We start from the raw sequence: 13,986 nt of genomic DNA, 5'->3' as shown, positions 1-13,986 counted from the left end.
GGGGTGATTGAATTGGTTGATGTACTATCACAAAACGAAATTGATGCTCTACTTGCTGCACTTTCTTCAGGTGAGATGGACGCCGATGAACTTAAAAAGGAAGAAACTCAGAAGAAAATCCGCTCTTATGACTTTAAACGGGCTGTCCGCTTTTCCAAAGATCATATCCGCAGTCTTACACGGATACATGACAATTTCGCCCGTTATCTTACAACGTATTTTTCAGCCCAATTGCGCACCTTCGTTCAGATTAATGTCGTTCAAGTAGAGCAGCTCCCTTATGATGAATTTATTCGCTCCATACCGAAAATGACGATATTGAACATTTTTGAAGCAGAACCTTTAGAGGGCCGCATGGTAATGGAAGTTCATCCTAACATTGCTTTTGCTATGCTGGACAGGTTGCTTGGAGGCTTTGGAACTGCACCTTCTAAGATTAATGCTCTAACTGAGATCGAAACAACGATTATGGAGCGTATCTTTAGTAGATGTTTTGAGAGTCTGCAGGAGGCTTGGAAAACGGTGCTGGATATTCATCCGCGGATGGAAGCTCTTGAGACGAACCCGCAGTTCATGCAGATTGTATCGCCCAATGAGACCATTGCATTAATCTCTCTAAGTACCAAAATTGGAGACACAACAGGCATGATCAATCTTTGTATACCGCATGTCGTTCTAGAGCCTATCATGTCCAGACTTTCTGTTCACCAATGGTTTGTGACAGAGAAGAAGACGCGGGATGAAGATGAGCTACTGGCCATTAGAGCTAGAGTTCATAAAGCGAAGCTGCCGATTGTTGCTGAACTTGGAGAATCGAGCTTATCCATATCTGAATTCTTAGGGCTTAGTGTCGGTGACGTGATTTCTCTCAACAGAAACGTAGATTCTGGACTGTCGATTAAGGTAGGGGAGAAGCTTAAGTTCATCGGAAGTCCCGGAATGGTTAAAGATCGGGTAGCCGTGCAAATAGACGAAATTGTCAATGAAGGAGTTGAAGAATTTGACGAGTAAAGATTATTTATCCCAAGAAGAAATCGACGCCCTTCTGAGACAATCTGCGGAGGGCTCATTAGCTCCTACGGAGAAAACGGTAGATGACTATCTAACACCGTTTGAACAGGATGCTTTGGGCGAAATTGGTAATATAACGTTTGGCAGTGCAGCAACAGCACTTTCCACTTTACTAGGGAAAAAAGTAGATATTACAACCCCTCAAGTTTCGATCATTACACGCGGGGAGTTTGAAATCGCTTTTCCTAAACCGCATGTAGCTGTTCACGTTCAATATGTGGATGGGTTTCAAGGCATTAACTCACTTGTTATTAAGATTAGGGATGCGCAGGTCATTGCCGATCTGATGCTTGGCGGTGCTGGCGAACCTAAGGATGAAGAGTTGAATGAAATTCATATTAGCGCTGTGCAAGAAGCTATGAATCAAATGATGGGTTCTTCTGCTACATCGATGTCTACGATTTTTAATCGTTTTGTTAATATCTCGCCTCCGGGTATCGACATTTTGAATATGTCCAGCGGAGAAGGAGTAGGCAGTCTGCCAGACGATGAGACCCTAATTCGTATTTCGTTCCGGCTTAAAATTGGTGATTTGATAGATTCTACTATTATGCAGCTTTTGCCTGTTCAGTTCGCAAAAGATATGGTATCCATGCTTCTTGGTGATGTTAGTCCTGCAGAGGAGGAGGCAGCGGTCACAATGGCTGAAACACCTGCCGTGACTAATTCTGCTGAGACACCACCTCCAGCACCTCCGGTGCAACAGGCGCCCTCACAGCCCGCAGGAGGAACGCAACCACCATATCCACCGCAGGGTATGCCACCGTATCCAGGGATGCCAGAAGGCGGGTATTATTATCCTCCAGCGGGTATGCCAGCATACGGAATGCCTGGGATGCCACCATACGGTATGCCACCGCAAGGGATGCCATATGGACAGACACCACCGCTTAATTCTGAGGCAAATCGCAATGTAAATGTACAGCCTGTGCAATTTGCAAATCTGAATGGTGGGGCCTTTGGTCATATTGATGAAAATAATTTAAATTTATTGATGGACATACCGCTTAGAGTAACCGTAGAATTAGGAAGGACCCAGAAGCAGATCAAAGATATTTTAGAAATGTCACAAGGCTCAATTATTGAGCTGGACAAGCTCGCAGGTGAGCCTGTAGATATTTTGGTTAACAACAAGCTTATTGCCAAAGGTGAAGTCGTTGTTATCGACGAAAACTTTGGCGTACGCGTTACGGATATCGTCAGCCAGTGGGACCGAATTCAGAAATTACAATAAGCATACTTAGGGAGGATTTTGTAAAAATGGCTAACCGAATTCTAATCGTGGACGATGCAGCATTTATGAGAATGATGATCCGTGACATTTTGTCGAAAAACGGATTTGAAGTAGTGGGCGAAGCTCAGGACGGTTCTCAAGCGATAGAAAAATTCAAGGAACTGCGTCCGGACCTCATCACGATGGATATTACTATGCCTGAGATGGACGGAATCGCCGCCCTGAAAGAAATCAAAAAAGTAGATCCGGCTGCAAAGGTTATTATGTGTTCAGCCATGGGCCAGCAGGCTATGGTTATCGATGCAATCCAAGCAGGAGCTAAAGACTTTATCGTGAAGCCTTTCCAAGCTGACCGGGTTATCGAAGCTATTAACAAAACGTTGGGCGCGTAGGATAAAGTCATGTTATATTCCGAAACGCTCGGAAGCAGTAACACCCTGCTGAATTTGTTTAAAGTTATTATTGTCCTGGCGATAATCATTGTACTTATAGTGGTACTAATTCGTTTTCTTGGACGACGTAATCAGACCTTTATGAGCAACCGTTCCATAAGAACGCTTGGTGCAATTGGGCTTGGACCTAATAAGTCGATGCAGGTTATCGAACTGGGAAGCAGTCTTTACTTAATCGGGATTGGTGAGAATATATCCATTTTGGATAAAGTCACCGATCCGGATGAGGTAGCATTGATCATTGCGGCATTTGAGGATCAGTCCTCTAACCAGAATAATTTCCTCGCACCGCTTATTGCCAAGGTTAAGGTAAAGCTGCGTGGGGAGGTTCCATCTCAGGAAATTGAACTTAGTGAAACATCATCTTTTTACGAGACTCTGCAATCCAAGCTTCGTTCTGCACCAGAGCGTAAAGAGAAAATGGAAGAGCTGCTTCGGGATGATGTTACTAAGGATGAGTCGAGGAATATATGAAAAAGAAGCTAATTCTTGCTATTCTGCTGTTCGGTATTATCAGTGTGGTTATGATGACGCCGATACATGCTGATCCTATACCTAATGTTAATATTCAGGTCGGTAATGAAGGTTCAAGCAGTGGTACCAGTTCCATATCAATTCTTCTTCTTGTTACGGTTCTGAGTATTGCTCCGGCGTTTCTGGTTCTTATGACTAGCTTTACTAGAATTGTAATCGTATTAGGTTTTGTGAGAACCTCGCTGGGTACTCAGGCAATGCCTCCGAATCAGGTGCTGGTAGGACTTGCTCTGTTTTTGACCCTGTTCATTATGTCACCAACGCTGGCCACAGTGAATGAAAATGCGTTGCAGCCGTATATGAAGGGGACAATCACCCAAACTGAGGCTTTTGATAAAGCTGCTGATCCGATGAAAGAATTTATGTTTAAACAGACGAACACCAAAGATCTTCTGTTATTTATGAAATACACCGGTTATACCGGATCTACTAAACCGGCTACATACAGTGATATTCCACTGACGGTGATGGTGCCAGCTTTTGCAATTGGCGAATTGAAAAAGGCTTTTACAATGGGCTTCTTAATTTTCATACCATTCCTGATTATTGATATTGTTGTGGCGAGCACACTGATGGCCATGGGGATGATGATGCTTCCCCCGGTTATGATTTCATTACCTTTTAAAATAATGCTCTTTGTACTGGTAGACGGCTGGTACTTAGTCATTAAATCATTACTTCTTAGTTTTAACACCTGACCTAAAGAGGAGGCATGAGGGATGAGTACGGAGTTTATAATCGGGCTAGCAAGCCAAGCCGTATATTTAGTGCTGGAAGTCAGCGCACCCATGCTGATTCTTGGTCTGGTGGTAGGGCTAATAATCAGTATTTTTCAGGCTACGACACAGATTCAGGAACAGACGCTAGCGTTTGTTCCCAAAATCGTCGCAGTGCTACTGGCTTTATTGCTATTTGGTCCGTGGATCATCACGAAGCTGATTGACTTTACAAGCCAAATTTTGGGTAATCTCTATATGTATATTGGTTAATCAATGAACATGGAGACCATACTGCAAAGTTTACCCGTCTTTTTGCTTATTTTTTGTCGAATAACCGCTTTTTTTGTTGTCGTTCCTGTATTTTCTTCACAAGGGGTCCCGACAACCTTTAAGATTGGCATTTCTTTTTTTGTAGCATTGGTTGTCTTTAGTGCTAACGGAACAGGGCTTACGATCCCGCAGGATTTCAGTTATATTTTGCTGATTGCCAGAGAGGTATTAATAGGATTATTGCTAGGTTTCGTTGGATATTTGATGTTTATGGCGATTCAGACAGCAGGTTCATTTATTGATATTCAGATTGGCTTCGGTATTGCTAATGTTATCGATCCTATGACTGGAACGTCTGCACCAATTCTTGGTAATTTCAAATATATGATAGCCCTGCTAATGTTTCTGAGCATGAATGGTCATCACCATCTGCTAGATGCTATTGTGTACAGTTATAAATGGGTTCCTATGAATAATGATTTATTTCTAGGCATGATTGACGGTAGTTTGTCAGAGTTTCTGGTTCGAACATTTGCTCAGTCCTTTGTACTCGCTTTTCAAATGTCGGCTCCTTTAGTAACTGCGCTGTTTCTGACTGATGTTGGCCTTGCTTTCTTGGCGAGAACGGCTCCGCAATATAATGTATTTGTTATTGGGGTTCCGCTCAAAATCATTATAGGTCTTGCACTGCTTTTAGTGCTGATGCCTGGTCTGGCTGTGCTGTTTCAGAATCTCTTCGATATCATGTTCGAATCCATGGAGAATTTATTGAATCTCATGGGGAAGAGTCCGTAGGTGACCGTAAGGGGAGCGTATTATGCCTAAGACGAAGCGGTATAGACTGGATCTTCAACAATTCGCCGGTGAAAAGACGGAAAAAGCAACCCCGAAGAAACGGCAAGATGCTCGTAAAAAGGGTCAAGTAGCCAAAAGTGCTGAGCTATCCGGTGCAGTTGTATTGTTATCAGCAGTAGTTAGCTTGATGATGTTTGGTGGTTTTATGAAAGAGCGCTTCATGAAGCTATATATGGATGTATTTCAGAATCAAATGACACTGGAGGTTACTCCTGAGAATATAACGCTGCTATTTAATCAATATGGACTACAAATACTGATTTTGCTAGCTCCATTACTTGGAATAGTTTTTGTTATGGCGCTGGTAAGCAATCTGGCGCAGGTGGGCTTTATGACCACTGGAGAGGGGATCACCCCTAAATTCAGCAAGCTTAATCCGATAAAAGGGTTCAAAAATATTTTCTCCATGCGTTCGTTTGTCGAGTTCCTGAAATCCATATTTAAGCTTCTAATTATCGCTTATCTGGTATATAGCACTTTATGGGGAGAAAAGAAGAACTTTGCATCCCTGTCGCATATCAGTGCGGAGGGGATTTTTAAATTTGCGGCCAAGCTGACGATGAGTCTTGGCTTGAAAATCGGGGCTGCCCTATTGGCTATGGCTTTTCTGGACTACATGTATCAGAAGTACGAGCATGAAAAAAGCCTGAAAATGTCCAAGCAGGATATCAAGGATGAATACAAAAAAATGGAGGGTGACCCTCTAATCAAAGGTAAGATCAGGGAACGCCAACGTAGAATGGCCATGCAGCGTATGATGCAGGAAGTTCCAAATGCGGATGTAATCATTACGAATCCTACGCACTTTGCTGTTGCGCTTAAATATGACGGTACCAAGATGGAAGCGCCGCAGATTATAGCAAAAGGGCAGGATTATGTAGCACTTCGCATCCGGGAGCTGGCTAAAGAGCACGGCGTCGTGACTATGGAAAACAAACCGCTGGCACGGGCATTATTCCAAAGGGCAGAGATTGGAGATGTCGTTCCAAATGATCTGTTCCAGGCTGTGGCTGAAGTGCTGGCATATGTATATAAGCTTAAAGGTAAGAGGAGATAAGGCGGGGGGGTTAGGACATTGAAAGCTAAAGATTTAACAGTTTTGCTAGGCATCATCGGGATCGTGCTTATGATGATTCTGCCTATCCCGTCCTGGCTATTGGACGTTTTGCTTGTTATTAACATCTCAATCGCATTAATTATCATTCTGGTTGCTATGAATACGAAAAATGCACTCGAATTTTCAATTTTCCCTTCATTGCTCCTAGTAACCACACTGTTTCGTCTGTCACTTAACATCTCGACTACAAAACTGATCCTGACTTATGGAGATGCCGGTTCAGTGGTATCTACTTTCGGTAGCTGGATCGCTGGCGGACAAATTGCTGTTGGATTTATCGTGTTTCTGATCCTGGTAGTAGTTCAGTTTATTGTTATCACCAAAGGTTCAGAGCGCGTAGCTGAGGTAGGCGCTAGATTTACCTTGGATGCGATGCCCGGTAAGCAAATGAGTATTGATGCCGATCTTAACGCAGGCATGATTAACGAAACCCAGGCACGTGAGCGTCGTCGTAACGTAGAACGCGAAGCGGATTTTTTCGGAGCCATGGACGGTGCGAGTAAATTCGTTAAAGGAGACGCGATTGCGAGTATTATCATCTTGCTGATCAATCTCATCGGTGGATTTATCATCGGTATGATGGTTCACGGGATGGACTTTGCTACTGCGTTATCCACTTATTCTGTATTGACCATTGGGGACGGTCTCGTCAGTCAAATTCCAGCTTTGCTGATTTCGACAGCAGCCGGCTTGATTGTTACTAGAGCTTCTTCGGAAGGTAATCTTGCAGAAGAGCTGACAGGACAGTTGTTGTCCTATCCGAAATTGTTGTATATTGTCGCAGTTACGGTAGCTTTTCTTGGACTCTTTACACCCATACATATGATTACAACGCTCCCATTGGCCGGATTGCTGGCTTTTGCAGCCTACCGTATGGGACAAAATTTAAATAAGAAACAGATTGCCGAAGAGCAACTTGTTGAAGAGAAGCAGATTGAAGAGGTACGAAGTCCGGAAAGTGTCATTAATTTGCTGTCAGTTGATCCCATTGAATTCGAGTTTGGTTATGGTCTTATTCCTTTGGCGGATACAGGTCAGGGAGGCGATCTGTTAGATCGTATCATCATGATTCGACGGCAATGTGCCCTAGAAATGGGTCTTGTAGTACCTGTTATTCGCATTCGCGACAATATTCAACTAAAACCGAATGAATATGTCATAAAAATTAAAGGAAATACAGTCGGCGGTGGTGAATTATTACTTAATCATTACCTTGCAATGAGTCCAGGATATGATGATGAATCTATAAACGGTATTGAGACCATCGAACCATCCTTTGGGCTTCCAGCATTATGGATTGATGAATCGGTTAAAGAGCGGGCTGAATTGTCCGGCTATACTGTAGTAGACCCTCCATCTGTTGTCGCAACACATCTGACGGAGTTAATCAAACGTCATGGACATGAGCTGATAGGAAGACAGGAAACTAAGATGCTGGTGGACAACCTTAGGGATAATTATCCAGTGCTCGTCGACGATCTTATTCCTTCTGTATTGGCGATTGGGGATGTGCAGAAGGTGCTTGCTAAGCTGCTTCGTGAAAAGATATCGATCAGAGATTTGGTTACGATTTTTGAAACATTGGCGGATTATGGGACATACACCAAGGATCCGGATATTCTCACTGAATATGTTCGTCAGTCCTTGTCCAGACAGATTACTCAGCAATTCTCACAAGCAGGAGAGACACTGAAAGTCATCACAGTTGGACCTAATCTTGAAAAGAAAATTTCCGAGAGTGTGCAGCAATCTGAACAGGGAAGTTATTTGGCCCTTGATCCAACTTCGACACAAACGATCTATCAGCGGTTAAGTGAACAGATCAATCGATTGCTGCAGACAGGGCAACAGCCAATAGTGCTCACATCACCAACCATTCGTATGTATTTGCGGCAGGTGATTGAACGAACGATGCAGGATATTCCTGTACTGTCTTATAGCGAGCTAGAGCCTAACATTGAAATACAAAGCGTCGGAGTGGTGAATTTATGAGAGTGAAGCGTTACGTGGTCGATTCGATGCCTGACGCCATGCTTTCCATACGCAACGAGCTTGGGAGCGAGGCCGTCATTTTAAGTACAAAGGAAATCAAAATCGGCGGATTTTTAGGGTTATTTAAGAAGAAAAAAATAGAAGTTGTAGCAGCAGTAGAAAAGGCAGAGAAGAATAATGTTCCAAAAAAGCCGGCTGCGCCAGCGATGAACATTCCACGGAGTGCAGTACCACAGGCTTATCAAAAAGCGTCATCTGCTTCCACTACATCTTCTATACCTTCCGTACCTTCTGTTTCATTAGAAAAGCCAGAAGAGTCACGGACGTTTGCGGAGATTGCCGCAGCCTTATCGGAAGCTATCAATGTACAAGAATCGATAGCCAAGCATCCGGAGCCAGTACCTGAGCAAAAACTTCCTGAATTAAATCTGGAAGATGCACCTTCTGTATCAGCGTTGTATGAATCATTAGGATTAGAACAATCGCCAGAGGTTGCCACTGCTCTCGAAAATGATGTTCTTCGTGAGATTAGAGATATGAAGCTCTGGATGGAGCGAATTGCCAGACAATCCTCAGGTGGAAGAGAACTTCCAGACAGTCTGCAGGAGCTACGGGATCTTTTATTAGAGCAAGAAATGGATGCTGTGCTTGTTGAGGAATGGATCAGTAACATCTCGGAACGTTGGGTAGATGAAGGGCGTACTTGGGGACCAGAGAAATTTATGGGATCTCTTAAAGAACAGATTGATGGTTTCCTGACGGGACGAATTGCTGATGGAATTGCCCGGGATACTCAAATTGTATATATTGCCGGACCCACTGGAGTTGGAAAGACCACAACCATAGCTAAGCTTGCGGCAGAACAGCTATTTAAGCACGGACGCAAGGTAGGTTTTATCACCTCCGATACGTATAGAATCTCAGCTGTTGAACAGTTGCGAACCTATGCTGCTATCCTCAATGTTCCACTGGAGGTTGTCCAATCGCCAGGAGATTTGCAAAGAGCACTCTTTCGCTTGGAGAGTTGTGATCTAGTATTAATGGATACAGCTGGCCGAAATTATCGCAATGATATGCTAGTAGCAGAACTGCAAAGCTTGCTTGCGAAGGAATTGAGAAGTGAAACCTATCTTGTGCTTAGCCTGACCTCCAAAAGCCGTGATATGAAACTTATTGCAGAGCATTTCGGCAGATATAGACTGGATAAGGTTATTTTCACAAAGCTGGATGAGACGGGGAGTTACGGCCCGCTCTTTAATGTCCTGAATGACTTCCCGCTTACCTTGTCTTATATGACTGATGGTCAAAATGTACCTGATGATCTGCTTATGGCTACCAAAGGACAGCTTAGTGAGTTGCTTCTTGGAACAGGTGAAACATGATGGATCAGGCACAATCCTTAAGACAGCTTGTATCCAGTCAGGATTCTAAAGTAGCTGTAAGAGGGGGATCATCCGCCAGGATCATTACGGTGTGTAGTGGTAAAGGGGGCGTTGGTAAGTCGAATTTCACACTTAACTTCGCTCTAACTTTAAAGGCTATGGGCAAACGGGTTTTGCTGTTCGATGCAGATATCGGCATGGCTAATATAGATGTGTTGATGGGCGTATCGGCGAGATATAATCTTTATCATTTGTTAAAAAGAGAAGCGGATATCGAGCAGATTATTCAATACGGTCCGAATTCGCTCCCTTTTATAGCTGGTGGCTCTGGAATGGATGAGCTATTTACTCTTTCAGAGTCTGATCTTGATTATTTCACAAATCAGATAGCACTTATCGCGGACAGCATGGATTATATTTTATTCGATACAGGTGCTGGATTATCTAAGGAAACGATGAAGTTTATAACTTCTGCCGACGATTGCTTAGTCGTTACTACACCAGAACCAACAGCTATCACAGATGCATACGCATTAATGAAGGTTGTGAATCGTACCTATCCTGAGACTTCCTTTAAATTGATTGTGAACCAGGCAGGTGATGAAAGGGAAGCCATAGCGACAAGCGACAAGATCCGAATGGCCGCCAGTCGTTTTTTGCAATTAGATATTTCTTATCTTGGTCATATAAGCTCAGATGCCCATGTAGTGCAGGCTGTCAAAAGGCAAACGCCTTTCACATTGGCTTTTCCAAACTGTATTGCTGCAAAGGATATACATCGGCTTGCCCTAAGTTATTTGACCATTGATTCTAAAAAGACCACAAAAGTCCAAGGGATTAAAGGCTTTATCCATAAATGGTTAAAGCGAAGTAAATAGTTGTTCTGAATTTGGGACAGAGGTGGAAATGATATGAAGCCATATAAAGTATTAGTTGTTGATGATTCGGCATTTATGCGCAAGATCATTTCCGATTTAATTGAAAATGACGCTGACTTTCAGGTGACGGCAACAGCAAAAAACGGTCGTGAGGCTATCGAAAAAATCAATGAGCTTCGTCCAGATCTGGTTACTATGGATGTAGAAATGCCAGAAATGAACGGCCTGGAAGCGCTGAAAATAATAATGGCCTCAGACCCTCTGCCAGTGATTATGCTGTCAGGGATCAATGAAGAGGGCATGAAGGAAACCATTCTTGCACTGGAATGGGGCGCTTTTGACTTTATTCGTAAACCTTCGATTACCAACTCTCAGGATATCATGGGAGTGGGAGAATCCTTAAGGGAACAAATGAAAGAGGCTATGATGGCCCGGGAGCAGCGCGAAGCACGTGCTTCTGCATTTAAGTTGCCAGACATACCGCCAGTAGAAGTCGCACCGCCAACTGTACCGAGAGTGATGCCCGGCAAACCCAAGGTAGAACCTAAAGCTTCACTCAAAAATGAAGTGACCAAAAAACCGCGGGTGAAGCAGCCGTTAGATCATACTGTTCCTAAAAGAGCAGCAAAACCATTAATCTCTACTCCACCACCTTTATCAGAAAAGAGTAATGCAAGGTCAAGAGTAGAGAATAACGCTACCCCACCAAAACCGTTGCCTAAACCTAAAGTGGAAGTGTCTTCTGACGCTCCTGCAAATCCTCAGGTCCGGAAGTATGGGAGTAATGATCTGCAAAAGTTGGTTGCCGTGGGGTGCTCTACAGGTGGACCACGTGCCCTAAAGGTATTTCTGGAGAAGATTCCTGCAGATTTTCCAGCGCCTATTGTTATTGTGCAGCATATGCCGCCTAACTTTACCAAATCACTAGCCCAGCGACTGAATACCTTCAGCCCGCTAGAAGTGATTGAAGCTGAGCAGGGGATGATATTGCAAAAAGGAACTGCTTATATAGCACCTGGAGGCTATCATTTACAAGTTGTCCCATCCTCTAGAGGGCAATATGCGGTTGTACTCACAAAGGAGGAGGCACGTAATGGCCATCGACCTTCTGTGGATGTTTTATTTGAATCATTGCTGCCGCTCACATCGTTAGAACGTCATTTGTTACTAATGACAGGGATGGGTAGTGATGGGGCAAGAATGATGAAATCCTTATACGACTCTGGGGTAACCTCAACCTTTGCTGAAAGCGAAGAAACTTGTGTCGTATATGGAATGCCGCGATCTGCGGTGGAATTACAGTGCGTCCAGCACGTACTGCCTTTGCAAGAAATTGCTCCAAGGCTGGTGCAAGCTGTTAAATAACAGAAAAGCGAACTCAAAGGGGAGGTGCTCACTGATGGACATGAACCAATATTTATCCATGTTTATTGATGAGTCGAACGATCATCTGCAGTCATTGAACGAGAGCATGATGGGGCTGGAAGCGAATCCTGAGGACATTAGTATCGTACAGGTAATATTCCGCTCTGCGCATACCTTAAAAGGTATGGCAGCAACTATGGGCTTTGAAGATTTGGCTTCACTCACACACCAAATGGAAAATGTTCTTGATTTGGTACGCAACAACAAACTGCGCATGCAGGATTTCATTTTTGATACGTTGTTCAAAAGTTTGGATGCCTTGGAGTCTATGGTTGAGGATATTACGGGAGGAGGCGAGGGTAAAGCGGATGTTTCGTCTATCGTCTCCTCCTTACAGGCTATAGTCCGGGGAGAGATTCCTGTTGCGGGTGGTGAGGCAGCTTCTGTCTCAGGACCTGCTGCACAAGCGGTTGAAACCCCGATTCATTTAGATGAGTTTCAATTTTCTGTTCTAGAACAGTCGATTCAAGAAGGACATCAAGTATTATATGTGGACGTATCCATTCGCAAGGATTGTCAGCTTAAGGCAGTACGTGCATATATGGTGTTTGATCTTTTGGAGCGTTCAGGTGAAGTGGTTAAATCCTTCCCATCCGTTCAGGATATTGAACAAGAGAAATTTGATCAAAGCTTCTCTCTCTATTACATAACTCAAAAAAGTGCTGATCAAATTCAGGCTATGATACTAAATCTGTCTGAGATTGATAAGGTATCGGCAGTAGCATTGGATCAAGACTCTCTGCAACAGCTGGGTCAAGAAACAGCAGCAGCAGCCTCTGAAGTGGCTGCCACGACTACTGAGGCTCCAGCAGCTACACCTGCGGCTTCTGCCGCTAAACCCCTGCCAACCAAAGAAGAAGGGAACAAACCGGCAGCTCACAAAACAGGTGGGGCACCATCACGTACCATTCGTGTAGATATTGAACGTTTGGACGTGTTGATGAATTTATTCAGTGAACTTCTTATCGACCGTGTCCGATTGGAACAGCTGGCTTCTGAGGTTCAAAATGGTGATCTTACAGAAACGGTTGAGCATATGGGCCGGGTAAGCGGAGATCTCCAGAATATTGTAATGAAGCTGCGGATGGTTCCAGTAGATACAGTATTTAACCGATTCCCACGTATGATTCGTGATCTAGCCAAGTCACTAGACAAAAAAGTAGATCTTATCATCACAGGAGCAGAAACTGAGCTAGACCGAACGGTCATTGACGAAATCGGGGATCCGCTGGTGCATTTATTGCGTAATGCAGTTGACCATGGTATCGAATCCATTGCGGATCGTGTTGCTGCTGGTAAGCCTGAGACCGGAACGGTCTATTTGCGGGCTTTCCACAGTGGTAATCACGTCTTCATTGAGATCGAAGAAGATGGAACAGGGATTTATCCAGAGAAGGTTCTGAAATCTGCTGTGAAGAAGGGTGTTATAACACAAGAGCAGGCAGCCAGTATGTCGGACGATGAAGCTTTTCAGTTGTTATTTGCCCCAGGCTTCAGTACAGCAGAGGTCATTTCTGATGTTTCAGGCCGCGGGGTAGGGCTGGATGTAGTGAAATCTAAGATTTCTTCTTTAGGCGGCAATGTAACGATTTATTCTGCTCCAGGTAAAGGAACAAATTTCTCAGTGCAGCTGCCTTTAACTCTATCAATCATTGCTGCAATGCTTATCCGATTAGGTTCCGAGAAGTATGCCATTCCTTTGACCTCTATAGTGGAAACCGGAATCGTGAAGCAATCTCAGATCCGTACAATCCATGGCAATAAAATGGTAGAATTCCGTGATTCGCATATTCCTCTGGTTTCGCTAAGTCGTCTCTTTTCAGTACCAGATTATGATGAGAGTACCGAAGAAGAAACAGAAATCGTAGTGGTGCGCAAGGGAGAAAGATTAGTTGCCTTAGCAGTACAGGATTTTATTGGCCAGAACGAGGTTGTGATTAAGAATCTGGGTAAATATTTGCCTGATGTACAAGGAATATCTGGCGCAACCATTCTTGGTGATGGTCAAGTAGCACTTATTATTGATCCGAACGCTTTTATTAAATAACTAGGATAGA

The 13,986-nt window shown here is 43.8% G+C and carries 13 protein-coding genes; all 13 read left to right on the top strand.

Annotation, left to right across the window (positions count from 1 at the left end; translation table 11 throughout):
• The first annotated feature begins 12 nt into the window (after positions 1 to 12).
• The 13 genes from fliM to NSQ55_RS18375 are packed head-to-tail and all read left to right on the top strand — an operon-like array spanning position 13 to position 13,976.
• On the top strand, positions 13 to 1,011 hold the full coding sequence (fliM, locus tag NSQ55_RS18435; RefSeq protein WP_036688529.1) for a flagellar motor switch protein FliM: 999 nt from the start codon (positions 13 to 15) through the stop codon (positions 1,009 to 1,011).
• On the top strand, positions 1,001 to 2,305 hold the full coding sequence (gene fliY, locus NSQ55_RS18430) for a flagellar motor switch phosphatase FliY (RefSeq protein WP_076182668.1): 1,305 nt from the start codon (positions 1,001 to 1,003) through the stop codon (positions 2,303 to 2,305). Before fliM ends, fliY begins: the two co-directional genes overlap by 11 nt.
• A gap of 26 nt (positions 2,306 to 2,331) precedes the next feature.
• Positions 2,332 to 2,697 (top strand): response regulator, encoded by a 366-nt coding sequence (locus NSQ55_RS18425; RefSeq protein WP_076127811.1) that lies wholly within the window; start codon positions 2,332 to 2,334, stop codon positions 2,695 to 2,697.
• A gap of 9 nt (positions 2,698 to 2,706) precedes the next feature.
• Positions 2,707 to 3,231, top strand: a complete 525-nt coding sequence (locus NSQ55_RS18420; RefSeq protein WP_036688521.1) for a flagellar biosynthetic protein FliO — start codon at positions 2,707 to 2,709, stop codon at positions 3,229 to 3,231.
• Positions 3,228 to 3,989: a flagellar type III secretion system pore protein FliP gene (fliP, locus tag NSQ55_RS18415; RefSeq protein ID WP_036688518.1), complete on the top strand. Its 762-nt coding sequence runs from the start codon at positions 3,228 to 3,230 to the stop codon at positions 3,987 to 3,989. The genes NSQ55_RS18420 and fliP overlap by 4 nt, the downstream gene beginning before the upstream one ends.
• Positions 3,990 to 4,010: 21 nt before the next feature.
• Positions 4,011 to 4,280, top strand: coding sequence for a flagellar biosynthesis protein FliQ (gene fliQ, locus NSQ55_RS18410; protein WP_036688516.1), 270 nt, complete (start codon positions 4,011 to 4,013; stop codon positions 4,278 to 4,280).
• Between the two features lie 9 nt (positions 4,281 to 4,289).
• On the top strand, positions 4,290 to 5,075 hold the full coding sequence (fliR, locus tag NSQ55_RS18405) for a flagellar biosynthetic protein FliR (protein ID WP_036688514.1): 786 nt from the start codon (positions 4,290 to 4,292) through the stop codon (positions 5,073 to 5,075).
• Between the two features lie 22 nt (positions 5,076 to 5,097).
• Positions 5,098 to 6,192 (top strand): flagellar biosynthesis protein FlhB, encoded by a 1,095-nt coding sequence (gene flhB / locus NSQ55_RS18400; RefSeq protein ID WP_036688512.1) that lies wholly within the window; start codon positions 5,098 to 5,100, stop codon positions 6,190 to 6,192.
• An 18-nt stretch (positions 6,193 to 6,210) separates the two neighbouring features.
• Positions 6,211 to 8,244, top strand: coding sequence for a flagellar biosynthesis protein FlhA (gene flhA / locus NSQ55_RS18395; RefSeq protein ID WP_076182665.1), 2,034 nt, complete (start codon positions 6,211 to 6,213; stop codon positions 8,242 to 8,244).
• A complete protein-coding gene (gene flhF, locus NSQ55_RS18390) occupies positions 8,241 to 9,626 on the top strand; it encodes a flagellar biosynthesis protein FlhF (protein WP_076304474.1) in 1,386 nt (461 codons plus the stop codon). Before flhA ends, flhF begins: the two co-directional genes overlap by 4 nt.
• Positions 9,623 to 10,504 (top strand): MinD/ParA family protein, encoded by an 882-nt coding sequence (locus NSQ55_RS18385; protein ID WP_076127818.1) that lies wholly within the window; start codon positions 9,623 to 9,625, stop codon positions 10,502 to 10,504. Before flhF ends, NSQ55_RS18385 begins: the two co-directional genes overlap by 4 nt.
• A gap of 33 nt (positions 10,505 to 10,537) precedes the next feature.
• Positions 10,538 to 11,869 (top strand): chemotaxis response regulator protein-glutamate methylesterase, encoded by a 1,332-nt coding sequence (locus NSQ55_RS18380; RefSeq protein ID WP_076127819.1) that lies wholly within the window; start codon positions 10,538 to 10,540, stop codon positions 11,867 to 11,869.
• Between the two features lie 34 nt (positions 11,870 to 11,903).
• On the top strand, positions 11,904 to 13,976 hold the full coding sequence (locus NSQ55_RS18375) for a chemotaxis protein CheA (protein ID WP_339168433.1): 2,073 nt from the start codon (positions 11,904 to 11,906) through the stop codon (positions 13,974 to 13,976).
• Positions 13,977 to 13,986 lie beyond the last annotated feature (10 nt).

This window comes from Paenibacillus sp. FSL H7-0943, assembly GCF_037963265.1.
Lineage (GTDB): Bacteria > Bacillota > Bacilli > Paenibacillales > Paenibacillaceae > Paenibacillus_AQ > Paenibacillus_AQ odorifer.
Note: the sequence above shows the minus strand (reverse complement) of the source record. Positions and strands in the feature narration are given on the sequence as shown.

Excerpts from the sequence above, each read along its gene's own strand:
- NSQ55_RS18425 (WP_076127811.1), top strand. The coding sequence starts at position 2,332 with ATGGCTAACCGAATTCTAATCGTGGACGATGCAGCATTTATGAGAATG.
- NSQ55_RS18420 (WP_036688521.1), top strand. The coding sequence starts at position 2,707 with ATGTTATATTCCGAAACGCTCGGAAGCAGTAACACCCTGCTGAATTTG.
- fliP (WP_036688518.1), top strand. The coding sequence starts at position 3,228 with ATGAAAAAGAAGCTAATTCTTGCTATTCTGCTGTTCGGTATTATCAGT.
- fliQ (WP_036688516.1), top strand. The coding sequence starts at position 4,011 with ATGAGTACGGAGTTTATAATCGGGCTAGCAAGCCAAGCCGTATATTTA.
- fliR (WP_036688514.1), top strand. The coding sequence starts at position 4,290 with ATGGAGACCATACTGCAAAGTTTACCCGTCTTTTTGCTTATTTTTTGT.
- flhB (WP_036688512.1), top strand. The coding sequence starts at position 5,098 with ATGCCTAAGACGAAGCGGTATAGACTGGATCTTCAACAATTCGCCGGT.
- flhF (WP_076304474.1), top strand. The coding sequence starts at position 8,241 with ATGAGAGTGAAGCGTTACGTGGTCGATTCGATGCCTGACGCCATGCTT.
- NSQ55_RS18385 (WP_076127818.1), top strand. The coding sequence starts at position 9,623 with ATGATGGATCAGGCACAATCCTTAAGACAGCTTGTATCCAGTCAGGAT.
- NSQ55_RS18380 (WP_076127819.1), top strand. The coding sequence starts at position 10,538 with ATGAAGCCATATAAAGTATTAGTTGTTGATGATTCGGCATTTATGCGC.
- NSQ55_RS18375 (WP_339168433.1), top strand. The coding sequence starts at position 11,904 with ATGGACATGAACCAATATTTATCCATGTTTATTGATGAGTCGAACGAT.